The sequence below is a fragment of the Amycolatopsis acidicola genome (genome assembly GCF_007713735.2).
In the GTDB taxonomy this organism is placed as follows: Bacteria; Actinomycetota; Actinomycetes; order Mycobacteriales; family Pseudonocardiaceae; genus Amycolatopsis_E; species Amycolatopsis_E acidicola.
This window is the reverse complement of the sequence record NZ_VMNW02000034.1, coordinates 57,918-80,112: the sequence shown is the minus strand read 5'-3', so window position 1 is coordinate 80,112 and position 22,195 is coordinate 57,918. Positions and strand designations below refer to the sequence as shown.

Annotated in this window: 28 protein-coding genes; 19 read left to right on the top strand and 9 right to left on the bottom strand. The window is 70.0% G+C overall.

Annotated elements, in window-relative coordinates:
• Positions 1 to 57: 57 nt before the first annotated feature.
• Together cmtR and FPZ12_RS22565 are read left to right on the top strand one after the other, a co-directional pair.
• Entirely contained in the window at positions 58 to 375 is a 318-nt protein-coding gene (cmtR, locus tag FPZ12_RS22570; RefSeq protein ID WP_144747438.1) for a Cd(II)/Pb(II)-sensing metalloregulatory transcriptional regulator CmtR, read from the top strand.
• 30 nt (positions 376 to 405) lie between these two features.
• Positions 406 to 999, top strand: coding sequence for a cation efflux transmembrane domain-containing protein (locus FPZ12_RS22565; RefSeq protein ID WP_144747439.1), 594 nt, complete (start codon positions 406 to 408; stop codon positions 997 to 999).
• On the opposite strand, the gene hemW is transcribed toward FPZ12_RS22565, so the two are convergent.
• Positions 1,000 to 2,139 carry a radical SAM family heme chaperone HemW gene (gene hemW / locus FPZ12_RS22560; protein ID WP_144747440.1) on the bottom strand — a complete coding sequence of 380 codons (1,140 nt, stop codon included), beginning with the start codon at positions 2,137 to 2,139 and terminating at the stop codon, positions 1,000 to 1,002.
• A 71-nt stretch (positions 2,140 to 2,210) separates the two neighbouring features.
• On the opposite strand from hemW, the gene FPZ12_RS47120 reads away from it, so the two are divergent.
• The 13 genes from FPZ12_RS47120 (at position 2,211) to FPZ12_RS22500 (ending at position 13,293) form a co-directional block, all read left to right on the top strand.
• The gene (locus tag FPZ12_RS47120; RefSeq protein WP_424923629.1) at positions 2,211 to 2,321 is read left to right on the top strand and encodes a putative leader peptide; all 111 of its coding nucleotides are present in this window, start codon (positions 2,211 to 2,213) and stop codon (positions 2,319 to 2,321) included.
• Between the two features lie 125 nt (positions 2,322 to 2,446).
• On the top strand, positions 2,447 to 4,144 hold the full coding sequence (locus FPZ12_RS22555; protein WP_144747441.1) for a nitrite/sulfite reductase: 1,698 nt from the start codon (positions 2,447 to 2,449) through the stop codon (positions 4,142 to 4,144).
• Positions 4,141 to 4,290 carry an Insertion element protein gene (locus FPZ12_RS46525; protein ID WP_144747442.1) on the top strand — a complete coding sequence of 50 codons (150 nt, stop codon included), beginning with the start codon at positions 4,141 to 4,143 and terminating at the stop codon, positions 4,288 to 4,290. Before FPZ12_RS22555 ends, FPZ12_RS46525 begins: the two co-directional genes overlap by 4 nt.
• Positions 4,287 to 4,991 carry a phosphoadenylyl-sulfate reductase gene (locus FPZ12_RS22545; RefSeq protein ID WP_144747443.1) on the top strand — a complete coding sequence of 235 codons (705 nt, stop codon included), beginning with the start codon at positions 4,287 to 4,289 and terminating at the stop codon, positions 4,989 to 4,991. Before FPZ12_RS46525 ends, FPZ12_RS22545 begins: the two co-directional genes overlap by 4 nt.
• A gap of 234 nt (positions 4,992 to 5,225) precedes the next feature.
• Positions 5,226 to 6,149: a sulfate adenylyltransferase subunit CysD gene (gene cysD / locus FPZ12_RS22540; RefSeq protein ID WP_144747444.1), complete on the top strand. Its 924-nt coding sequence runs from the start codon at positions 5,226 to 5,228 to the stop codon at positions 6,147 to 6,149.
• Positions 6,149 to 7,450, top strand: coding sequence for a sulfate adenylyltransferase subunit 1 (locus tag FPZ12_RS22535; RefSeq protein WP_144747445.1), 1,302 nt, complete (start codon positions 6,149 to 6,151; stop codon positions 7,448 to 7,450). The genes cysD and FPZ12_RS22535 overlap by 1 nt, the downstream gene beginning before the upstream one ends.
• A 52-nt stretch (positions 7,451 to 7,502) precedes the next feature.
• On the top strand, positions 7,503 to 8,537 hold the full coding sequence (locus FPZ12_RS22530) for an ABC transporter substrate-binding protein (RefSeq protein ID WP_208025954.1): 1,035 nt from the start codon (positions 7,503 to 7,505) through the stop codon (positions 8,535 to 8,537).
• Positions 8,538 to 8,572: 35 nt separating this feature from the next.
• The gene (locus FPZ12_RS22525) at positions 8,573 to 9,370 is read left to right on the top strand and encodes an ABC transporter ATP-binding protein (RefSeq protein WP_144747446.1); all 798 of its coding nucleotides are present in this window, start codon (positions 8,573 to 8,575) and stop codon (positions 9,368 to 9,370) included.
• Positions 9,357 to 10,232: an ABC transporter permease gene (locus tag FPZ12_RS22520; protein ID WP_144747447.1), complete on the top strand. Its 876-nt coding sequence runs from the start codon at positions 9,357 to 9,359 to the stop codon at positions 10,230 to 10,232. Before FPZ12_RS22525 ends, FPZ12_RS22520 begins: the two co-directional genes overlap by 14 nt.
• Positions 10,233 to 10,234: 2 nt before the next feature.
• Complete coding sequence (locus tag FPZ12_RS22515; RefSeq protein ID WP_144747448.1) at positions 10,235 to 10,936, top strand: sirohydrochlorin chelatase; 702 nt, start codon at positions 10,235 to 10,237, stop codon at positions 10,934 to 10,936.
• Between the two features lie 10 nt (positions 10,937 to 10,946).
• Positions 10,947 to 11,828, top strand: coding sequence for a TIGR03854 family LLM class F420-dependent oxidoreductase (locus FPZ12_RS22510; RefSeq protein ID WP_144747449.1), 882 nt, complete (start codon positions 10,947 to 10,949; stop codon positions 11,826 to 11,828).
• Between the two features lie 39 nt (positions 11,829 to 11,867).
• Positions 11,868 to 12,437: a Uma2 family endonuclease gene (locus FPZ12_RS22505; RefSeq protein WP_144747450.1), complete on the top strand. Its 570-nt coding sequence runs from the start codon at positions 11,868 to 11,870 to the stop codon at positions 12,435 to 12,437.
• Positions 12,438 to 12,519: 82 nt separating this feature from the next.
• The gene (locus FPZ12_RS22500) at positions 12,520 to 13,293 is read left to right on the top strand and encodes an enoyl-CoA hydratase family protein (RefSeq protein ID WP_144747451.1); all 774 of its coding nucleotides are present in this window, start codon (positions 12,520 to 12,522) and stop codon (positions 13,291 to 13,293) included.
• Positions 13,294 to 13,296: 3 nt separating this feature from the next.
• Here FPZ12_RS22500 and FPZ12_RS22495 read toward each other — a convergent pair whose 3' ends face one another.
• The 3 genes from FPZ12_RS22495 to FPZ12_RS22485 are packed head-to-tail and all read right to left on the bottom strand — an operon-like array spanning position 13,297 to position 14,314.
• On the bottom strand, positions 13,297 to 13,656 hold the full coding sequence (locus FPZ12_RS22495; protein WP_144747452.1) for a barstar family protein: 360 nt from the start codon (positions 13,654 to 13,656) through the stop codon (positions 13,297 to 13,299).
• 13 nt (positions 13,657 to 13,669) lie between these two features.
• A complete protein-coding gene (locus FPZ12_RS22490; protein ID WP_144747453.1) occupies positions 13,670 to 14,065 on the bottom strand; it encodes a guanyl-specific ribonuclease in 396 nt (131 codons plus the stop codon).
• Positions 14,066 to 14,113: 48 nt separating this feature from the next.
• Entirely contained in the window at positions 14,114 to 14,314 is a 201-nt protein-coding gene (locus FPZ12_RS22485) for a hypothetical protein (protein ID WP_144747454.1), read from the bottom strand.
• Positions 14,315 to 14,357: 43 nt separating this feature from the next.
• On the opposite strand from FPZ12_RS22485, the gene FPZ12_RS22480 reads away from it, so the two are divergent.
• Complete coding sequence (locus tag FPZ12_RS22480) at positions 14,358 to 15,323, top strand: quinone oxidoreductase family protein (protein ID WP_144747455.1); 966 nt, start codon at positions 14,358 to 14,360, stop codon at positions 15,321 to 15,323.
• A gap of 113 nt (positions 15,324 to 15,436) precedes the next feature.
• A complete protein-coding gene (locus tag FPZ12_RS22475; protein WP_144747456.1) occupies positions 15,437 to 16,402 on the top strand; it encodes an alpha/beta fold hydrolase in 966 nt (321 codons plus the stop codon).
• Here the strand turns inward: FPZ12_RS22475 and FPZ12_RS22470 are convergent.
• Positions 16,399 to 17,448 (bottom strand): nitronate monooxygenase, encoded by a 1,050-nt coding sequence (locus FPZ12_RS22470; RefSeq protein ID WP_144747457.1) that lies wholly within the window; start codon positions 17,446 to 17,448, stop codon positions 16,399 to 16,401. The two genes, FPZ12_RS22475 and FPZ12_RS22470, sit on opposite strands and share 4 nt — an antisense overlap.
• Positions 17,449 to 17,482: 34 nt before the next feature.
• Between FPZ12_RS22470 and FPZ12_RS22465 the strand changes: the two genes are divergently transcribed.
• Positions 17,483 to 17,929, top strand: a complete 447-nt coding sequence (locus FPZ12_RS22465; RefSeq protein ID WP_144747458.1) for a pyridoxamine 5'-phosphate oxidase family protein — start codon at positions 17,483 to 17,485, stop codon at positions 17,927 to 17,929.
• A 26-nt stretch (positions 17,930 to 17,955) separates the two neighbouring features.
• Here FPZ12_RS22465 and lepA read toward each other — a convergent pair whose 3' ends face one another.
• Positions 17,956 to 19,806, bottom strand: a complete 1,851-nt coding sequence (gene lepA / locus FPZ12_RS22460) for a translation elongation factor 4 (protein WP_144747459.1) — start codon at positions 19,804 to 19,806, stop codon at positions 17,956 to 17,958.
• A gap of 110 nt (positions 19,807 to 19,916) precedes the next feature.
• Here lepA and FPZ12_RS22455 point away from each other — a divergent pair, with 110 nt between their 5' ends.
• Positions 19,917 to 20,429, top strand: coding sequence for a class I SAM-dependent methyltransferase (locus FPZ12_RS22455; protein WP_144747460.1), 513 nt, complete (start codon positions 19,917 to 19,919; stop codon positions 20,427 to 20,429).
• On the opposite strand, the gene FPZ12_RS22450 is transcribed toward FPZ12_RS22455, so the two are convergent.
• From FPZ12_RS22450 to FPZ12_RS22440, 3 genes are read right to left on the bottom strand one after another with little or no spacing between them, the layout of a single operon-like run.
• Complete coding sequence (locus FPZ12_RS22450; RefSeq protein ID WP_144747461.1) at positions 20,412 to 21,449, bottom strand: WXG100 family type VII secretion target; 1,038 nt, start codon at positions 21,447 to 21,449, stop codon at positions 20,412 to 20,414. The genes FPZ12_RS22455 and FPZ12_RS22450 overlap by 18 nt on opposite strands.
• Positions 21,446 to 21,763, bottom strand: a complete 318-nt coding sequence (locus FPZ12_RS22445) for a type VII secretion target (protein WP_144747462.1) — start codon at positions 21,761 to 21,763, stop codon at positions 21,446 to 21,448. The genes FPZ12_RS22450 and FPZ12_RS22445 overlap by 4 nt, the downstream gene beginning before the upstream one ends.
• Positions 21,763 to 22,194: a YbaB/EbfC family nucleoid-associated protein gene (locus FPZ12_RS22440; RefSeq protein WP_144747463.1), complete on the bottom strand. Its 432-nt coding sequence runs from the start codon at positions 22,192 to 22,194 to the stop codon at positions 21,763 to 21,765. Before FPZ12_RS22440 ends, FPZ12_RS22445 begins: the two co-directional genes overlap by 1 nt.
• Between the last annotated feature and the right edge of the window lies 1 nt (position 22,195).

Sequence of the window (22,195 nt, the reverse complement as noted above, 5' to 3'; positions counted from 1 at the left end):
CACCCCACCCACGGCACCCCCTTCCCACAGTTCAGCCTCCGCTGTACTGTTCCCCCCGTGCTGAAGTGTGAAACCCGGGGCGACGCGCTGGCCAGGCTTGGCAGGGCGCTGGCCGATCCGACGCGCTGCCGCATCCTCGTCGCACTCCTCGACGGCACCAGCTACCCGGCGGCCCTCGCCGCGGAACTCGGGCTGTCCCGGTCGAACGTGTCCAACCACCTGGCCTGCCTCCGCGGCTGCGGCCTGGTCCTCGCCACCTACGAAGGCCGCCAGGTCCGCTACGCCCTCGCCGACCCGCACCTGGCCAAGGCGCTCAGCGAACTGGCCCGCGTGGTGCTCGCGGTCGACACGACCCAGCCCTGCCTCGACACATGACAGAGCAACCCACATGACAGACCGAGCCACATGACAGACCGAGCCGTGCTGGCACGACGCGTCCGGTGGCTCGTCGCGGCGACGATCACCTACAACATCGTCGAAGCGGTCATCGCGATCACCGCCGGGTCTTCGGCCTCCTCGACCGCCTTGATCGGCTTCGGCCTGGACTCGGTGATCGAGGTGGCGTCGGCCGCCGCGGTCGCCTGGCAGTTCTCCGGCCCCGACCCCGAGGCCCGCGAGCGCACCGCGTTGAAGATCATCGCCGTCTCGTTCTTCGCGCTCGCCGCCTATGTGACAGCCGACGCGATCCGCTCGCTGGCCACCACCGAGTACGCCGGGCACTCCACCGTCGGCATCGTGCTGGCCGCCGTATCGCTCGTGATCATGCCCGCGCTTTCCCGCGCCCAGCGCCGCGCGGGCCGCGAACTCGGCTCGGCCAGCGCCGTAGCCGACTCGAAGCAAACCCTGCTCTGTACTTACCTTTCCGGCGTCCTGCTGATCGGCCTGCTCCTCAACAGCCTCCTCGGCTGGTGGTGGGCCGACCCGCTCGTCGCGCTCGTGATCGCCGTCGCCGCGGTCAACGAAGGCCGCCAAGCGTGGCGCGGCGACGACTGCTGCTGATTATCCGGCCAGCCGCCGCACCACCGCGTCCGCGAGCAGCCGCCCGCGATCGGTGAGCACGGCACGCCCCGAGTCGAGCGCGGCCGCCTGGAGCAGACCTTCGGAAGCCGCGGTCCCCGCTTCCTTCACGCCAACGCCGTCGAGCGCGTCGAGCGAAAGCCCTTCCGCGAGGCGCAGCTCGAGCATGATCCGCTCGAGGTGCCGGTCGTCGTCGGTGAGCACCTCGCGGTCCGCCTCCGGCGACTTCCCTTCGGCGAGCAGCGCCGCGTATTTGGCCGGGTGCTTGACGTTCCACCACCGCACGCCGTCGACATGGCTGTGCGCGCCCGGCCCGGCGCCCCACCAGTCACCGCCGCGCCAGTACCCGAGGTTGTGCCGGCAGCGCGCGTCATCCGAAGACGCCCAGTTCGAGACCTCATACCAGGTGAGCCCTGCCGCCGACAGCGTTTCGTCGATCAGCTCGTAATACGCGGCGAGCACGTCCTCGTCCGGCATCGGCAGCTCGCCGCGGCGAACCCGGCGCGCCATCGCCGTGCCGTCCTCGACGATCAGCGAGTACGCGGAGACATGGTCCACCCCCGCGGACAACACAGCGTCGAGCGAAGCCCGCAGATCGTCCACCCGCTCACCGGGCGTGCCGTAGATGACGTCGAGGTTCACGTGCTCGAAGCCCGCCGCGCGCGCTTCCTTCGCCGCGTCGACCGGACGGCCCGGCGTGTGCACGCGGTCGAGCACTTTGAGTACATGCGTGGCCGCGGACTGCATTCCCAGTGAGATCCGCGTGTACCCCGCCTCGCGCAGGCCCGCGAAGAACTCCGGCGAGGTGGACTCGGGGTTGGATTCCGTGGTGATCTCCGCGCCCTCGGCGAGACCGAAGGTGCCACGCACCGCGTCGAGCACGTCGGCGAGGCCCTTCGCGCCTAACAGGGAAGGCGTGCCGCCACCGACGAACACGGTCTCGGCGGGCCGCTGACCCACCTGGCCCACGCCCAGCTCCAACTCGCGGCGCAACCCGTCCAGCCACGACTGCGGCGACGCGGCGCTGCCGAGCTCACCCGCCGTGTAGGTGTTGAAATCGCAATAGCCACAGCGGGTGGCGCAGAACGGCACATGGACGTAGATCCCGAACACGTGCTCCATTGTCCCTGATCGCCCGGCGTCCCAGAGAAGGTGACGCTCATCCCAGCACCTGAGCGAAGCTGGACCACATTGTGGGCACGTGGCACGCTGGTGACGTGACTTATGCCGGAGTGCTCCTCGTGGCCCGCCGCCACGTCGATCTCCGTCGTGTCGCCAGCGCACTGTGCCGCACGTCCCACTGACGCCGCCACCCGCCACCACCACTCACCAGAAGCGGGCGCCGGACGCGCGGACTGCCTCCCCACCACAGCTGTGACCTGGGCATTCATGCGCGCCGACGTCCTCGCCGAACTCCGGAGGACACCACATGGCACCGCCGACGCGCGACAGCTCCACCCCCCGCGCCCAGCGCGTCAAGCAGCGCCGTGGCGAAGGCCAGTGGGCGCTCGGCTACCGCGAACCGCTCAACCCGAACGAGCGCTCGAAGAAGGACGACCACCCGCTCAACGTGCGCGCGCGGATCGAGAACATCTACGCCCACGGCGGCTTCGACTCGATCGACCCCGGCGACCTGCGCGGCCGCTTCCGCTGGTACGGCCTCTACACCCAGCGCAAGCCCGGGATCGACGGCGGCCGCACGGCCACCCTCGAGCCGGAGGAGCTGGACGACGAGTACTTCATGCTCCGGGTCCGGATCGACGGCGGTGACCTGACCACCCAGCAGCTCGCCGTGATCGGCGAGGTCTCGCAGACCTACGCGCGGGACACCGCGGACATCACCGACCGGCAGAACATCCAGTACCACTGGATCCGGATCGAGGACATGCCGACGATCTGGGAGAAGCTGGAAGGCGCCGGCCTCACCACGATGACCGCCTGCGGCGACAGCCCGCGCGTCATCCTCGGCTCCCCGCTCGCGGGCATCGCCGAGGACGAGGTGATCGACGGCACCCCGGCGATCCACGACATCCAGGAGCGCTACCTCGGCAAGCCCGAGTACGCGAACCTGCCGCGCAAGTTCAAGACCGCGGTCTCCGGCCTGCAGGACGTGGCGCACGAGATCCACGACGTGGCGTTCGTCGGCGTGGAGCACCCCGAGCACGGCCCCGGTTTCGACGTCTGGGTCGGCGGCGGGCTCTCCACCAACCCGATGATCGGCCAGCGCCTCGGCGCCTGGGTCCCGCGCGACGAGGTGCACGAGGTGTGGGCCGGGGTCATCTCGGTCTTCCGCGACTACGGCTACCGGCGGCTGCGCTCCCGCGCCCGGATCAAGTTCCTGGTCAAGGACTGGGGCGCGGAGAAGTTCCGTGAGGTGCTGGAGGAGAAGTACCTCAAGCGCAAGCTGATCGACGGCCCCGCGCCGGAGGCGCCGAAGGTCCAGCGCGACCACGTCGGCGTGCACCGGCAGAAGGACGGCAAGTTCTATGTCGGCGCCGCCCCGATCGCGGGCCGCGTCTCGGGTTCCACGCTGCTGGCGGTCGCCAAGGCCGCGGAGCGCGCCGGGTCCGGCCGCGTGCGGCTCACCCCGCTGCAGAAGCTCGTCGTGCTGGACGTGGCCGAGGCGGAAGTGCAAGGGCTGCAGGCGGAACTGGCCGAGCTGGGGCTGCCCACCGAGCCGACCCCGTGGCGCCGCAGCGTGATGGCCTGCACCGGGATCGAGTTCTGCAAGCTCGCGATCGTGGAGACCAAGGCCCGCGCCAAGGAGCTGGTGGCCGCGCTCGAGGAACGCCTCGCCGACATCCAGTCCGATGTGGACACCCCGGTCACCGTGCACCTCAACGGCTGCCCGAACTCCTGCGCCCGCATCCAGACCGCGGACATCGGGCTCAAGGGCCAGATCGTCACCACCGACGCCGGTGAGCAGGTCGAGGGGTTCCAGGTGCACCTCGGCGGCGGGCTCGGTCTCGACGCCGGGTTCGGCCGGAAGCTGCGCGGACACAAGGTGACGGCGGACGAGCTGGTCGGCTACGTCGAGCGCGTCGTGCGCAACTTCCACACGCAGCGCGAGGACGGCGAGCGCTTCGCTCAGTGGGTCGCGCGGGCCGAGGAGTCCGACCTGCGATGAGCGAACGCGCCACGCCGTTCTACTGCCCCTTCTGCGGTGACGAAGACCTCCGCCCGGAAGAGAACGAGTCCTGGCTTTGTTCTGCCTGCAGGCGAGTCTTCACTGTGAATTTCCTGGGAATCCAGCTACCCGAGGGAGCGAAATGACCACGGCCACCTCCAAGGAAGATCTGAAAGCGTTGGCGGACAAGGCATCCGAGGAGCTCGCGGACGCGAGCGCGCTCGAGGCGCTGGAATGGGCCGTGGGAACCTTCGGCGACGATCTCATCGTTGCCTCCAATATGCAGGACGCGGTGCTGATCGACCTGGCGACCCAGGTGAAGTCCGATGTGGACGTTCTGTTCCTGGAGACCGGTTACCACTTCGCCGAGACCATCGGCACGCGCGACGCGGTCGCCACGGTGTATCCGGACATCCGGGTGGTGAACGCCCAGGCGGAGCAGACGGTCGCCCAGCAGGACGCGGAGTACGGCCCGAAGCTGCACGACCGTGACCCGAACCAGTGCTGCCATCTGCGCAAGGTGATCCCGCTGCGCAAAACGCTCGCGGGCTACTCGGCGTGGGTCACCGGAGTGCGCCGGGTGGACGCGCCGACGCGGGCGAACACTCCGATCGTCACCTGGGACGACCGCAACGGCCTGGTGAAGATCAACCCGATCGCGCCGTGGACCGACGAGGAGTTCCACAGCTACATCAGTGAGCACGGCGTGCTGGAGAACCCGCTGGTGTCCGAGGGCTACCTGTCGATCGGCTGCGCGCCCTGCACCGCGAAGGTCGCGCCGGGCGCGGACCCCCGCAGCGGCCGCTGGGCCGGGCAAACGAAGACCGAGTGCGGCCTGCACGGCTGAGAAAGAAGGTCCGAATCGTGGCTTGCGAAGCGGTGCGGGTGGCGGAACCTGAGGCGGCCCCTGACTGTGGGATCGCCTCCTCATGAATGCCAATTCACAGCGTCGGCGCTGTCCTCGCCAGGAACCGCCCACCCGTCTCCCACCGCCACCCTCAACGGACGCCCTTACGCGCGACTCCGCCGATTCAAACCCGCAGCGGTGCCAGCTGACGGCCACACAAACCAGGAGGAAGGGATGACCACTCTGGAAGCCCCCGCGACCGACGCGGCCACCGACAACCTGGCGGCACTGGAGTCCGAGGCCATCCACATCTTCCGGGAGGTGGCGGGCGAGTTCGACCGGCCGGTGATCCTGTTCTCCGGCGGCAAGGACTCCACCCTGCTGCTGCACCTGGCGATCAAGGCCTTCTGGCCCGCCCCGGTGCCGTTCGCGCTGCTGCACGTGGACACCGGGCACAACTTCGACGAGGTCATCTCCTTCCGCGACCACGTCGTGGAAAAGTACGGCCTGCGGCTGATCGTGGCGAAGGTGCAGGACTGGATCGACGACGGGCGGCTCACCGAGCGCCCCGACGGCGTCCGCAACCCGCTGCAGACCCAGCCGCTGCTGGAAGCCATCACCACCAACAAGTTCGACGCCGTGTTCGGCGGCGGCCGCCGTGACGAGGAACGCGCCCGCGCCAAGGAGCGGATCTTCAGCCTGCGCAACGCGTTCGGCCAGTGGGATCCGCGGCGCCAGCGTCCCGAATTGTGGAACCTCTACAACGGAAGGCACCGTCCGGGGGAGCATGTGCGCGTGTTCCCGCTGTCCAACTGGACCGAAGCCGACGTGTGGAACTACATCGCGCGCGAAAAGGTCGAGCTGCCCTCGATCTACTACGCGCACCAGCGCACCGTCTACCGGCGCGACGGGATGTGGCTCACCGAGGGTCCGTGGGGCGGTCCGAAAGAAGGCGAGGAGGTGCAGGAGTTGTCGGTGCGCTACCGCACGGTCGGCGACGGATCCTGCACCGGTGCCGTCGAATCCACCGCCACCACGGTGGAAGAGGTCATCGCCGAGGTCATGGCGAGCAGGCTCACCGAGCGCGGGGCCACCCGCGCCGACGACCGGCTCTCCGAGGCCGCCATGGAGGACCGCAAGCGGGAGGGCTACTTCTGATGTCGAGTTTGCTGAGGCTGGCGACGGCCGGCAGCGTGGACGACGGTAAGTCCACCCTGGTCGGGCGCCTGCTGTACGACACGAAATCGGTGCTGGCCGATCAGCTCGACGCGGTCACCCGCGCCAGCGTCGACCGCGGACTGTCCACTCCGGACCTTTCGCTGCTGGTCGACGGGCTGCGCTCGGAGCGTGAGCAGGGCATCACGATCGACGTGGCGTACCGCTACTTCGCCACCCCCAAGCGGTCCTTCGTGCTCGCCGACACCCCGGGGCACGTGCAGTACACCCGCAACACGGTCACCGGCGCGTCCACGGCGCAGCTGGCGATCCTGCTGGTGGACGCGCGCAAGGGCGTGATCGAGCAGACCCGCCGCCACGCCGCGGTGCTGGCGCTGCTCGGCGTGCCGCAGCTGGTGCTGGCGGTGAACAAGATCGACCTCGTCGACTACGACGAGGAGACCTTCCGGGTCATCGCGAAGGAGTTCACCGACCACGCCACTTCGCTGGGCTACGCCCCCGGCTCGGTGCTGACCATCCCGGTCTCCGCGCTCGTCGGCGACAACGTGGTGGATCGCTCGGGCAAAACCCCTTGGTACAGCGGCCCGACGCTGCTGGACCACCTGGAGAACGTGCCAGCCGCCCCGGACCCGCACGACGTGCCGTTCCGGTTCCCGGTGCAGTACGTGATCCGCCCGCGCACCCCGGAGTACCCGGACTACCGCGGCTACGCGGGCCAGGTCGCCGCGGGCACCGTCCGCCAGGGCGACGAGGTGGTCGTGCTGCCCGCGGGCCTGCGCACCACGGTCGAGCGCATCGACACCGCCGACGGCGAACTGCCGGAGGCCGCGGCCGGGCGTTCGATCACCCTGGTACTGGCGGACGACCTCGACATCTCCCGCGGTGACGTGATCGCCGCGGCGGCCGAGGCCCCGGTGCCCACCGACGAGCTGGACGCCACTTTGGCCTGGCTGTCGGAAAAACCGCTCAAGCCCGGCGCGCGGGTGCTCGTGAAACACGGCGCCCGCACCGTGCAGGCTCTCGTCGAGGAGCTCACCTCGCGCTTCGACGAGCAGAAACTGTCCAGTGTGGACTCGCCGGAAGCGTTGCAGCTCAACGAAATCGGCCAGGCCCGGCTCCGTACCTCGGAGCAGCTCCCGGTCGACGACTACACCGTTTCCCGCCGCAGCGGGGCGTTCCTGGTGATCGACCCGTCCGACGGCACCACGCTGGCGGCCGGTCTGGTCGGCGCACCCCTGCCGGTGCTCCGCTCCGACCGCGACGTTGTTTCCCCCGGTCCCTGAACAGAAAGGCCCGTCCGTGAAGATCGTGCGACGCACCACCCGAGCCACAGCGATGGCGCTGGCGTTATTGGCTGTGGTGACCGGGTGTTCCCGGGCGGACAGCGGAAGTGACTCGTCGTCGGCCGCGACCGGCACCGGCACCCCGGCTACCGAGGTGCGGCTGGCGTACTTCCCGAACGTCACGCACGCCTCGGCGCTGATCGGACTGGACAAGGGCTACTTCACCCAGGAACTGGGCAGCGGCACGAAGCTCACGCCGACCAAGTTCAACGCGGGCCCGGACGAGGTTTCCGCGCTGCTGGGCGGTTCCGTGGACATCGGGTTCATCGGCTCCGGCCCGGCGATCAACGCGTTCTCCAAGTCCGACGGGGAAACGGTGCGGCTGATCTCGGGCGCCACCTCCGGCGGCGCGCAGCTCGTGGTCAAGCCGGAGATCAACACTCCGCAGGACCTGCAGGGCAAGACGATCGCCGACCCGCAGGCGGGCAACACGCAGGACGTGTCGCTCAAGAAGTGGATCTCGGACCAGAAGCTGACCGGGGTCAACGTGCAGAACGAGGACAACTCGGTCACCCTCGACCAGTTCAAGAAGGGCGCGATCGCGGGCGCCTGGCTGCCCGAGCCGTGGTCCTCGCGGCTGGTCAGTGAAGCCGGCGCCAAGGTGCTGGTGGACGAGAAGTCCTTGTGGCCGAACGGGCAGTTCCCGACCACGGTGATCGTGGTGCGCAAGCAGTTCCTCGACGAGCACCCGCAGACGGTGCAGGCGGTGCTGAAGGCCGTGCTGGACTCGAACAACCTCGCGGCGTCCGACCCGGCCGAGGCCAAGGCCGCGGTGAACCGGCAGCTGAAGTCCCTGACCGGCTCGGCGCTTTCGCAGCCGGTGCTCGACAGTTCCTTCAAGAACATCGAACTGACCACCGACCCGATCGCCTCGACGTTCCCGCAGCTGGCGCAGGACCAGGTGACGGCCGGGATCGTCAAGACGGCTCCCAAGGTGAACGGGTTCTTCGACCTGACTTCGCTGAACGCGGTGCTCACCCAGGCCGGCAAGCCGACGGTGAGCGCCGCCGGCCTGGACAAGAAGTAACCACCCCCGACGACCGAGAGAGGCAGGCGAGCACGATGACCGCCACGCTGGAGGATCCGACGGTGCAGCCCGCGATCGAGCACGCCGTGCGGCTGTCCGGGGTGCACAAGAGCTTCGGCCAGGGCCAGCGCGGCGTCGTCGCGCTCGGCGGGGTCGACCTCGACGTGGCCCCTGGCGAGTTCGTCTGCCTGCTCGGCGCGTCGGGCTGCGGCAAGACCACGCTGCTGAACCTGGTGGCGGGACTGGACAAACCGTCCTCGGGCGAGATCGAGCTGAACAGCTCGCGCCCGGCGGTGATGTTCCAGGAAGCCGCGCTGATGCCGTGGCTGACGGCGGCGGCGAACGTCGAGCTGCCGCTGCGGCTGGCCGGGGTGCCCCGGTCGGCCCGCAAGAACCACATCGGCGAGCTGCTGGAGCTGGTCCGGCTCGAAGGCGTCGGCAGCAAACGCCCGCACGAGCTTTCGGGCGGTATGCGGCAACGCGTCGCGCTGGCCCGCGCGCTCGCGTCGGCGCTGCACACGTCCGACGATTCGCTTCCGCCGCTGCTGCTGATGGACGAGCCGTTCTCGGCGCTCGACGCGATCACGCGCGACGTGCTGCAGGGCGAGCTGCTGCGGGTGTGGCGCTCCACGGGCGCGGCCGTGGTCTTCGTGACGCACGACGTGCGCGAAGCCGTGCGTCTCGGCCAGCGCGTGGTGCTGCTGTCCTCGCGGCCCGGCCGGGTCGTGCAGGAGTGGCAGGTCGAGGACCTCGACAACGCCGACGAACTGAGCACCATCGACGAAATCAACCAAAGGCTGCGTGAGGTGATTTCCAGCCATGCCGCAGCTTGACGACCTCGACGCGAAGGTCGAAGCCGGGCTCGACGCGCTCGACACCCCGCCGGACACCGTTCAGGGGCAAGGGAAACTGCGCCGGTTCCTGTGGGCGGTCGTGCCGCCGGTCGCGTTCCTGGTCCTCCTGGTCGTCGTGTGGCAGTGCCTGTGGGCGGCCGCCTTCTGGCCCGAGTACCAGCTGCCCGCGCCGGCGGCGGTCTGGGCGGAGCTGTGGGGCCGGATCACCGACGCGGAGGCGTTCGGGTTCATCTGGACCTCGGTCCACCGCGCGGTGCTCGGCTTCCTGATCGCGATCGTGATCGCCACGCCGCTGGGCCTGGTGGTGGCGAAGGTGCGAGTGGTGCGCTCAGCGATCGGGCCGTTCTTGTCCGGGCTGCAGAGTCTTCCTTCGGTGGCCTGGGTTCCGGCCGCGATCCTGTGGTTCGGCGTCACGCCGACCACCATGTTCGCGGTGCTGCTGCTGGGCAGCGTGCCCTCGATCGCGAACGGTCTCGTGGCGGGCATCGACCAGATCCCGCCGATCCTGCCGCGGGTGGGCAAGGTGATGGGCGCCGGACGGCTCAAGGCGTCCTGGCACATCCTGCTGCCCGCCGCGCTGCCCGGGTATCTCGCCGGGTTGAAGCAGGGCTGGGCGTTCTCGTGGCGGTCCCTGATGGCGGCCGAGATCATCGCGACTTCTCCCTTGCTGGGCAAGGGTCTCGGCGCCTATCTCGACGACGGGCGCACGCTGTCGGACATGCCGACGGTCATCTCGGCGATCGTGCTGATCCTGCTCGTGGGCGTGGGCATCGAACTGCTGGTCTTCCGGCCGCTGGAGCGGTCGGTGCTGCGGGCGCGCGGGCTGAGCGGGGCGCTGTAGGCGTGCCCGCTCCGCTCGTCGTCGTCGCGCACGGCAGCCGGGATCCCCGGTCGGCCGCGACGATCCGCGCCCAGGTGGCGGAGACCGGCGCCCGAGTGTCCTTTTTGGACTTGTCGGAGCCGCTGCTGACGGACGTGCTGCGCTCGCTGGTTTCCGAGGGTGAGAGCGAAGCCGTGGTGGCGCCTTTGTTGCTGGGGCGGGCGTACCACGCGCGAGTGGATCTTCCCGCGCTGGTGCGTTCCGTGCCGGGAATCCGCGTGACGATCGCGGACGTGCTGGGCGTGGATCCGGTGCTGGAGCAGATCGCGCTGGACAGGCTGGCCGAGGCGGGCGCGGACGTGGCGGATCCCGGGCTGGGTGTCGTGCTGGCGGCGGTCGGTTCCTCGCGGAAACCGGCGAACGACGCGGTGAAACAGCTGGCGTCGCGGTGGAACCACCGCTTCGGGATGTCGGTGGCGCCGGCCTTCGCCAGCGCCACGAAGCCCGACGTACCCGCCGCGATCGCGAAGCTGCGAGCGCGAGGCGCGCGCCGCTTCGCCGTGGCGTCGTGGTTCCTCGCGCCGGGGCTGCTTCCCGACAGGATCGCTTCGCTCGCGCAGGAGGCGGCGCCCGGTGTGCTGCTGGCGGAGCCGTTGGCGCCGGATTCCCGTGTGGGGGAACTGATTCTGCGCCGGTACGACTCGGCGGTCGCTCTCGCGGCGTAGCTTGGTGAGTATGAAAATCCGCATCGGCGTGGGTCTCGGGGCGGAGACCGAACCTTCGGCGTTCCCCGCGATCGTGGACAGGCTCGAGGCTTCCGGCGTGGACTCGCTGTGGCTGTCCGAGCACGTGTACTCGGACGCGGTGGACCCGTTCATCGGCATGGCCCACGCGCTCGCGCGTACGCGGCGGCTGAAGGTGGGCACGTCCGTGGCCGTGCTGCCGGGGCGGCATCCCGTGCTAGTGGCGAAGCAGCTCGCTTCGCTGGCGGCGCTGGCCCCGAAGCGGGTCCTGCCGGTGTTCGGTTTGCGGCCCGCGCAACGGCCGGAGCGCGATCTGTTCGAGGTCCCGGACGGCCGCCGCGCCGCGATTTTCGACGAGTCCCTGCGGTTGCTGCGTTCGGCGTTGACGCGGGAAGGCGCGGATTTCGCGGGCGAGTTCTACAAGCTGGAGAACGTGCGCGTGGGGCCGCTTCCGGCCGCGCCGTTGGACATCTGGCTCGGCGGGCAGGCGCCCGCGGCGCTGCGGCGGATCGGTCGCTACGCCGACGGCTGGCTCGGCAGCTTCCTCACCCCCGGCGAAGCGCGCCACGCCCGCGAGACGATCGAGGCCGCCGCGGCCGAGGCGGGCCGTGAGATCGAGGCGGACCACTACGGGATCAGCCTGATGCTCACCGAAGGCGGCATCCCACCGCGCCTGGCCGCCGCGCTGCGCGAACGCCGCCCGGACCTCGACCCGGCCGACCTGGTGGCAGGCAGCTGGGCGGACCTGCACCGGCTCCTCGACGGGTATCTCGAAGCGGGGCTGACGAAGTTCGTCGTGTACCACCGCGGAAACGGCCCGTTCGACGAGTTCGCGGACCGCTTCGCCGAGGAACTCCTGCCAAGGCAGAACTGACGCGCAGCGCCGCGGGTCGGGTTTGCGAGACTGGGCGTCATGGTCACGCCGCGCAGCCCGCTGACGATCGCGGAATACACGGCGCTCGGCGAGACCCAGCGCGGCTACACCGAGCTCCAGGCGGGCCGTCTGTTGCGGTCTCCCAGCGTGCAGCCCGCGCGCAACATCGCTTCGATGCTGTTCTGCGCACAGCTCACGGCGCAGGTGCCTGCCGCGTATGTGGTAATTCAGCGAGTCGACATCGACCTGGAACTCGCTCCACCCGATGCCCCCGGCTTCTCCCGCCGCCCCGATCTCGTCGTCGTCGAGCGGCGTGGCCTGGAGCGGGTGGAGCGCGACGGCACCATGCTCCGGGCGAGCGAGATCCTGATCGTCGTCGAGATCGTGTCGCCGAGTTCGAAGCGGATGGACACCGTCGTCAAGCACGACGAGTATGCGGATGCCGGGATCCCGCACTACTGGATCGTCGATCTCGAGGCCCCGATCTCGTTGGTCGCCTGCCACCTCGCCGGAGAATTCGGCTACCAGGACGCCCCGGCGGCCACCACCACGTTCACCACCCGCGAACCCTTCCCCACCGAGCTCGACCTCACCCGGCTCACTGGCTGAACCGTCCACTTCGGACTCCCACGCCGGCGGTGCCGCCGATCTCACGCGCACGGGCGGGCGAAAATGTGGCAAGGTGCCGGGCATGACCGACGAACTGGTGCACTACTCAGTGGCGAGTGGCGCGGCGACGATCACGCTCGACTCGCCGCACAACCGCAACGCGCTGTCCGCCCAGCTGCGCCGCGAGCTGCGCGCTTGCCTGGCGAGGGCCAAGGACGACGAGGCGGTCCGCGTCATCGTGCTCACCCACACCGGCCAGGTGTTCTGCTCGGGCATGGACCTCAAGGAGGCCCGCGGCGCCGGCTCCGAGGATCAGGGCGTGAACGAGTTCCCCGAGATCCTCGACCAGATCTGGACCAGCCCGAAACCGGTGGTCACCCGGCTGACCGGGCCCGCCCGCGCGGGCGGGGTCGGGATGGTCGCCGCCTCCGACATCGTGGTCGCCGCGCGCGAGGCCACCTTCGCCTTCACCGAGGTGCGGATCGGCGTTGTGCCGGCTGTCATCTCGCTCGTCGTGCTGCCCCGCATCGCACCGCGCGCGGCGCAGGAGCTGTTGCTCACCGGCGAGGTGTTCGGCGCGGACCGGGCCGCCGAGATCGGCCTGATCACCGCCGCCGTGGACGCCGAGAAGCTCGACGACGAGGTGCAGCGCTACGTGCGATCCCTCACCCTCGGCGGGCCGACGGCTCTCGCCGCCACCAAGGAGCTGCTGGCCAGCCCGCGGCAGCCCACCCCCTCGGCGGGTTTCGCCGCGATGAACGCGCTGTCCGCCCGCTTCTTCGCGAGCGAAGAGGGCCAGGAGGGCATCACGGCCTTCGCCCAGAAGCGCAAGCCCAACTGGGTTCCGGCGGACTGACCGCTATTCGTCGCTGAGCGCCACCGTCAGGCGGCGGCTGTCCGCACGGTCGCCGCCTGGCGCGAGCGCTCGCTCCGCGTCGGAGAGCACGCTGCGGATCGCCAGGTACGCCTTGGGGTCCGCGTCCTTCAGGGTGTCCGAACCCGTCCAGATGAGCACGTGCTCCCCGCTCGGCAGCCAGGACAGGTCGGTGAGGCAGTCGTAGAGCGCGTCCAGGTTCCGGCCGAAGTAGTCGGGGAACGAAAGCGCCGCCGCGATGGCGTCCATAGTGGACAGCTTGTCCGCCGGCCGCCCGGCCATCAGGTGCGAGTGGGCGCCGCGCGCGCGGGCCTGGTCCGCGAGGGTCTTCGAGTTCGTGGTCATGGCCTTCAACTTGCTACTTCGTGGGATCGACGACGACGAAGGACGCGTAATGGTCACCGGTGTAGTACAGCTCCCGTGACCCGCCGGTGATGAGCCGGCGCGCACCGCGGTCCGCGCTGCCCGGCGTGGGCACCGTGTACTCATGGTAGTAACCGCTCTGCTTCTGGGGCAGGCGTTTCTCCCGGTTTTCGAACACCACCCCGTCGTTGCGGGGATACGGGAACGGCCCGCCGCGCTGGATCAGCCGCCACGTGCCGGCCGCTTCGGCCGGCAGCTGCGACAACGCCTCGGTCCGCGTCCCGGACTGGGTGCTCTGCTCACCGCCGCTGAGGTCCTTGACCAGCCAGCCGCCCAGGACGAGCACGATGAGCCCGGCCAGTGCGACGGTGATGCGCCTTCTGCTTGACACCCGGCAACCTTAAAGACTCGTCAGCGACGGCCCGCACCACACCCACCCTCAGGCCCGCGGCGGACAGTCCTCGTCACGGGAGGGGCCGAACCACGCCGCGACCCTGTCCACGATGCGGTCGATCAGCCAGGCCACGCCGAGACACAGCGGCCCGAGCACGGCGATGACCAGCACGAACTGCAGCGGGAACCACAACTGCGCGAGCCACAGCTCCGCGTTGTCCCACCAGTTCGCCAGTCCCGCAAACACAAGTCACACAGTACGCGCCCGGCCCGGCGGGTACGTTGCTGGCATGTTCGCCGTCTACGCCAAAGAACCCAACCAGGAAAAGCCGCTGGACTCGCTCGTCGTGGGCGAGCGGCCCGAGCCGTCGGTCCCGGAGGGCTGGGTGCGCGTCGCTGTCAAAGCCGCCAGCCTGAACATGCACGACATCTGGACCCTGCGCGGAGTCGGGATCAAGCCCGACCAGTTCCCGATGATCCTCGGCTGCGACGGCGCCGGGGTGCTCGACGACGGCACCGAGGTCGTGCTGCACTCGGTGGTCAACGCGCCCGGCTGGCAGGGCGACGACACTTTGGACCCGAAGCGCACCCTGCTCACCGAGAAACACCAGGGCACCTTCGCCGACTACGTGATCGTCCCGAAGCGCAACGCCGTCCCCAAGCCCGCGGGCCTGTCGTTCGCCGAAGCCGCGACCATGGGCACCGCGTGGCTGACCGCTTACCGCATGCTGTTCGTCAAGTCCGGGCTCAAGCCCGGCCAGACGATGCTCGTGCAGGGCGCGTCCGGCGGCGTGTCGACGGCGCTCGTGCAGCTGGGCCGCGCTGCCGGGCTGCGGGTCTGGGTGACCGGCCGCACCGAGGAAAAGCGGGCGCTGGCGGAGCAGCTGGGCGCGCACCAGTCCTTCGAGTCCGGCGCGCGGCTGCCGGAGCGTGTCGACGGTGTCTTCGAGACCGTGGGCAAGGCCACGTGGGGGCACTCGCTCAAGTCGCTCAAACCCGGCGGCGTCGTCGTGGTGTCCGGTTCGACCAGTGGCCCCGACCCCAGCGCCGACCTGCAGCGGGTGTTCTTCCTCCAGCTGCGCGTGCTCGGGTCCACTATGGGCACGCGGGACGAGCTGGCGGATCTGCTCAGCTACCTCGATCTGGCCGGGATCCGGCCGCAGATCGGGGCCGAACTGCCGTTCAGCGAGGCGGAACAGGGCTTCCAGTCCATGCTGGACGGAGCGACCGCCGGAAAAATCGTTTTCACTCGCTAACCGGTGAAAACCGCCCTCTACCTGCGCGGACGCGGATCCGACACCACCCCGAGACACGTTTGTGATCCACGTGATCGCGGGCTAAAGCGAGATTTGCTCGCTAATCTGGAGTCATGACCGCACCGCAGCGGGAGACGGCGGCCCCGGGGGCTCCGGCCGCCGGCCCGGACCTCGTCCGGGCCGGCAGGCGAAGCTATGCCGGCGTCCGCACGCGAGTTCTGGAAGTCGGCCCCCGGAAACCGAAGCGGGGAACGGCCAGACTCGTGCTGCTGCACGGATACTGCGACAGCGCCGACACCTGGCGCCCCGCGCTCGCGGAGCTCGCCGAAGCGGGTATCTCCGCGATCGCGGTCGACCTTCCCGGTTTCGGTGACGCCGAGGAGCTGAATTCCGGCCCGATGCTGCCGCAGCTGGACAGGTTCGTCGACGCGCTGCTGGCGGAACAGGCCAGGTACGGCAAGGTCGTGCTGGCCGGGAACTCCTTGGGCGGCACCATGAGCCTGCGCGCCGCCAGCGGTGCACGGCATCCGATCGCGGGCGTGATTTCCGTGGCGGCGCCGGGTTTCGCCGATACCTGGCTGGTGCGCGCGGTGGGGATGTACCCACTGCCGCTGCGCCTGGCGGCTTCGCTTCCGTTGCCGGTCCCCGGTTTCCTGGTCCGGTCCATCGCCGGTTACGTGGTACCCAGGCTGCTCTACGCCGACCGGGCGATCGCGGCGGCCGAGCACGTCGGCCGGTTCACCAGCCTGTTCCCGGACTACCGCTCCGCCACCACCCGGCTGGAGCAGGCCCGGCACCTGGTGGACGAACTCGCCGGAGCCTACGAGGGCCTGGACCGCCTCCAGGTCCCGCTGCTCGTGATCGCCTGCGGCAAGGACAGGCTCGTCAGCGCCGCGTCCGGGCAGCGCCTGCATTCCCTTGTCCCGCACAGCAGGCTCGTGCTGCGCGAGGACTGGGGACACTGCCCGCAGCTGGACGACCCGGCGGAGATCGCCGAGCTGTTCGCCTATTTCGCCGCCGGAGTCACGCACAAGCGCAAGCCGCTCCGCGTCACCACCACGCTGGACGCCGCCGGTTAACGTCCGATGTGGACAGCGCGGATCGCGGCTTCGGCCTCGGCCCGCAGGCGCTCGAAGATCTCCGCGGCCGGGCCTTCCGTGGCGAGCTCATAGGTCTGGCCCGCCCACAGGTTCATCGCCTCCGGGTCACCCGCTTTGCCCGCCGCCGCGCGGACCGGCCGCGTCAGGTGGTGCACCTGCGGGTAGGCGGCCGGCGCCGCGGCGGAGTTCTCGGTGAGGAACCGGTTCACCATGCCCCGCGCGGTGCGTCCGCTGAAGGCACGGGTGAATTCGGTGCCGCGGCCGCCTTCCACCACCGCGCGCCGGTGCGCCGGCTGCGTGCCCGCTTCGTCGGCGAGCAGGAACGCCGTGCCCAGCTGCGCCGCGACAGCGCCCGCGGTGAGCACGGCCGCGATGTCCGCTCCGTGCGTGAGCCCGCCGGCCGCGATCAGCGGCAGGTCCACGCGCCTCGATACGAGCCTTAGCGCGGCGAGCAGCCCGTACGCGGGGCCACCCGCCGGGTTCCCGGGGTCGTCGGCCAGCAGGCCCCGGTGCCCACCCGACTCGAAACCCTGCACGCACAACGCGTCCGCCCCGATTTCCGCCGCGCGCACGGCCTCCTCGGGGCCGGTCACCGTGGCGATCACCTTGCTGCCCGCGTGGTGCAGCCGGTGCACGTCCTCGGCCGAGGGCAGGCCGAAGGTGAACGAGACGTACGGAATCCGTTCCTCGACAACGAGTTCCAGCTTCGCCGGGTAGTCGTCGTCATCCCAGCGCGGCTCGCCCGGCTCGGCGCCGTAGCGCTCCGCCTCCGCCCGCACACGCCGGACGTAGTCCGACAGATCCGCCTCGGAGGGCTCGCCGGGCACGAACAGGTTCACACCGAACTGCCTCAACGTGAGCTCGCGGGTGCGCTCGATGCGCTCCGCCAGCGCGCCGGCACGCAGGTAACCCGCCCCGAGGAAACCGAAGCCACCGGCTTCGGTCACCGCGGCCACCAGCCCTGGCGTGGTCGGCCCACCCGCCATCGGCGCGACCAGCACCGGGAAACGCAGATCGTCGAACATGGCTTCAGCTTAGGAACAGGAATACCTTGTGCGCATGGCTGATCTCGAACTGGTGAAGAAACTCGCACTCGCCGAACACGGCCTGGCCACCATCGCGGTCGCGAGGGCCGACGGCACGGTGCACGCGTCGGTCGTCAACGCCGGGCCGATCGACGATCCGGTGAGCGGCCGGGCGAGCATCGGGTTCGTGGCCCGTGGCGGCGCCCGCAAGCTCGACCTGTTCCGCGAGCGCGGCAACGCCACCATCGTTTTCCGCCGCGGCTGGGAATGGGCCTCCGTACAAGGCCCGGTGCGGCTCATCGGGCCGGACGACCCGGACCCGGCCTTCGACGCCGCCGGGCTGCCGGGGCTCCTGCGCGACGTGTTCCGCGCCGCCACCGGCACGCACGACGACTGGGCCGAGTACGACAGGGTGATGGCCGTCGAACGCCGCTGCTGCGTCTTCGTCGAAGCGGCGAAGATCACCGGCAACGCGCGCTGAGCTCCGTCCACTGTGGACGAAGCGGGCTACTTCTTGCCTTTGCCCTTCTCGGCGGGCTCGCTGGTGGACAGTGCCGCGACGAAGGCCTCCTGCGGGACCTCGACCCGCCCGACGGTCTTCATCCGCTTCTTGCCTTCCTTCTGCTTCTCCAGCAGCTTGCGCTTCCGCGAGATGTCACCGCCGTAGCACTTCGCGAGCACGTCCTTGCGGATCGCGCGGATCGTCTCGCGGGCGATGATCCGGGAGCCGACCGCCGCCTGGATCGGCACCTCGAACTGCTGGCGCGGGATCAGCTCACGCAGCCGGGTGGCCATCTTGTTGCCGTAGCTGAACGCCGCGTCCTTGTGCACGATCGCGGAGAACGCGTCCACCGGCTCGCCCTGCAGCAGGATGTCCACCTTCACCAGGTCCGCGACCTGCTCGCCCGCCTCCTCGTAGTCCAGCGAGGCATAGCCGCGGGTGCGCGACTTCAGCGAGTCGAAGAAGTCGAAGATGATCTCCGCCAGCGGCAGGTGGTAGCGCAGCTCGACGCGCTCCTCGGACAGGTAGTCCATGCCCAGCAGCTGGCCGCGCTTGCCCTGGCACAGCTCCATGATCGCGCCGATGAACTCCGAGGGGGCGATCACGGTGACCTTGGACAGCGGCTCGTGCACCTCGGCGATCTTGAAGCCGGTCGGCCAGTCCGAGGGGTTGGTGACCGAATGCTCGCTGCCGTCCTCGAGGAACACCCGGTACACCACGTTCGGCGCGGTGGAGATCAGGTCCAGCCCGAACTCGCGCTCCAGCCTGTCCCGCGTGATCTCCAGGTGCAGCAGGCCGAGGAACCCGCAGCGGAAACCGAAGCCCAGCGCCACCGAGGTCTCCGGCTCGAACGTCAGCGCCGCGTCGTTCAGCTGCAGCTTCTCCAGCGCCTCGCGCAGCTCGGGGTAGTCCGAGCCGTCCATCGGGTACAACCCGGAGTAGACCATCGGCTTCGGCTCGCGGTAGCCCGTCAGCGGTTCTTTCGCGCCCTTGCGCTCGGACGTCACCGTATCCCCGACACGGGACTGGCGGACGTCCTTCACGCCGGTGATCAGATAGCCCACCTCGCCGACCCCGAGTCCCTTGCTGGGCTTGGGTTCCGGCGAAATGATGCCGACCTCGAGCAGCTCGTGGGTGGCGCCGGTGGACATCATCCGGATCCGCTCGCGCGGGGTGATCTTCCCGTCCACGACCCGGATGTAGGTGACCACGCCGCGGTAGGTGTCGTACACCGAGTCGAAGATCATCGCCCGGGCCGGGGAGTCCTCCTGGCCCTCCGGCGGCGGCACCTGGCGGACGACCTCGTCGAGCAGTTCGCGCACGCCCTCGCCGGTCTTCGCCGAAACGCGCAGCACGTCGGTCGGCTCGCAGCCGATGATGTGCGCCAGTTCGGCGGAGTACTTGTCCGGATCGGCCGCGGGCAGGTCGATCTTGTTCAGCACCGGGATGATGTGCAGGTCCTTGTCCAGCGCCAGGTACAGGTTCGCCAGCGTCTGTGCCTCGATCCCCTGCGCGGCGTCGACCAGCAGGATCGCGCCTTCGCAGGCCTCCAGCGCGCGCGAGACCTCGTAGGTGAAGTCGACGTGGCCCGGGGTGTCGATCAGGTGCAGCACGTGGTCCTGACCGTCGAGCTGCCATGGCAGCCGGACGTTCTGCGCCTTGATGGTGATCCCGCGCTCGCGCTCGATGTCCATCCGGTCGAGGTACTGGGCGCGCATGGCCCGTTCCTCGACCACGCCGGTGAGCTGCAGCATCCGGTCGGCCAGGGTGGACTTCCCGTGGTCGATGTGCGCGATGATGCAGAAGTTCCGGATCAGCTCCGGCGGCGTGAACGTGGTGTCAGCGAACGTCGTCACTCGGTTCCTCGGCTCGGTCGTGGGTACCGCCCCAGTCTCCCATGCCGGGGTGGGGACATTTCCGGGTCATCCCCGATGCCACCCGCCGCCCCGCGTGCTGACCTGGAGGTATGAGCACGACGAGTTTCCCCGCGGTGCTGGCCAGGACGTTCGGCGGGCCCCGCGGCATCCTGGGCCGGATCGGCGCCGCCGTGACGGGCCGGCGCAACGGCCCGACCGAACGGCACGTGGTGGACGTGGCGAGACTCACGCCCGGCGAGGCCGTGCTCGTCGTCGGCCCGGGGCCCGCGGCACTGGCGGCGCTGGCCGGGACCCGGCACCTCGTCACCGTCGGCCCGGAAGCGGTCGCGAGCACCGGGCAACCGGACAGCTCGGTGGATGTCGTGCTGAGCGTGGACAACGTCCAGCTGTGGGACGACCGCGCGGCCGGATTCGCCGAGCTGCGGCGGGTGCTCCGGCCGGGCGGCCGCCTGCTGCTGTCGGCGGCCGAAAAGCGGCTGCCGGTGCCTCGGCACGCGCTGGCCGCGGAAGTGACCGCCGCCGGGTTCACCGATCTGCAGACGTGGACCTGGCAGCCGCCAGGTCTCGCGCCGACCACCGCCGAACTACGAGCCCTTCGCTGACTCCTCCTTGGCGTCGCCGTAGTTGTCGTCGGCGTCCGCCGTCTCCTTCGAGGTCTCGTAAACCCCTGTGCGGGCAAGGTTTCCCCAGCTGATCGAGTCGGAGAACCCGTCACGCGTGCGCTTGGACAGCAGCCCGTCCACGTTCTCGGCGACGTCCCGCAACCCCTGCGGCAGCCGGCCGGTGACGGCGTTCTTCATCGTGTCCGCCTGGCCTTCCACCGCCCGCAGCGCGCGCCCGTTGCGCCCGGCCGTGCGGCCGAGCGAACTCGCCACGTCGCCCATCCGCTTCGCGACCTTCGCCAGCGCCTGCACCGCGCCCTTGAGCTTCGCGAACTTGTTGAGCGCCACCGCGAGCTTCATGAGCATCTTCGAGATCTTGCCGGTGATCTTGGCCGCGGTCGCCGCCCCGCGCGCGACCGCCCAGCCGATGAAGGCCCCGACCGACGCGCCGAACGAGCACCAGCTGGTGGCCAGCGCGGCCGCCGCCGCGACGATGATCTCGCCGACCACGTCCGCGATCAGGTCGCGGATGATGCCGCGCGTGGTCGCCACGAGCACCCCGGACAGCCGCAGCCCGTCGGACACCCCGGTGGACGCGCTTTCCAGCGCCCGCAACTGCTCGACGATCCGGCCGGAGGCCTTGCGGTACGAGTCCGCCGCGTCGCCCTGCCAGCTGCTGATCTCGGTCTTGACCGCCTGCTCGTAGTCCGTCGCGACCTGCCCGATCTCCTGGCGCACCTGCTCGCCCCAGACGGCGGCGATCTCGACGATCTTGTCCGGGTCGCCTGCCAGGTCGTCGAGCGGCTCCTTGAGGAAGCTCAGGTGCTCGATCAGCCAGCCGACCCCGGCGCTCGCGAGCCCGCCCAGCGGGTTGGCGATCAGGCCGAGGACGTCGAGGCCCAGCGCGACCCCGTCGAGCGTCAGGTCGCCGGGGTCGCTCAGGTCGTCGGCGGCGCCCTTGACGGTGTCGACGATCCCGGCGCCCGCCGTCGGCTCGTCCGTGTTGGTCAGCACGCTCACGCGTCCTCCACCTTGAACTCGGCCAGCAGCAGCCGGATGTCCTCTTCGATTTCCTCGTAGTTCTGCCCGGCCTGCTTGACGCCGTCGCCGAAGTCACGGAACCCGGCGGCCAGATCGGCGATCGCGCCCGCGGTTTCGGTGATGTGCCCCTTCACGCCGAAGGTGAAGGCCTGGCCGATGATCCCGAACGTCTCGCCGCCGACGTCGACCCCGCCACCGGTGGCCGAGGCCTTGGCCAGCCGGTCGCCGAGCCCGGACACGGTGGCCGAATGCGTGGCGAGATCCTGCGGCGTGGAGTGGAAACCCTCCCCCATCAGTTCCTCCTCATGATCGGGCCGCCGAAGTCGTCGTCCCCGGGCGCGGGCGGAGCAGACGGCTCTTCCTCGCGCAGTCCCGTGTCGAGCTGTTCCTTGAGGAACTCCATCGCGTCGGACTCCCCGAGCAGCGGCTGCAACGCCGCCTGCGTCTGCGCCGCCGCGTCGGCGTGGGCCGCCTGCACCGTCTGCTTGATCAAGGTGGCGAGGCGGTCGTGCCCGAGCCGCGAGACTTCGGGCGTGAGCTTGAGGTCCTCCAGCCGTCCGCCGGGCGCCAGCACGACGCTCACCACGCCGTCCGGGCTCACCGCCCGCGCCCGCATAGTCTTGATCTGTTCCTGGCTCTGCTCGGCGCTCTGCTGAATCCGCTGCACGCGCCGCGCGTACTCCGCCAGACGCTGCTCGGCCGCTGCCATGTCTTCCGAGGCCACA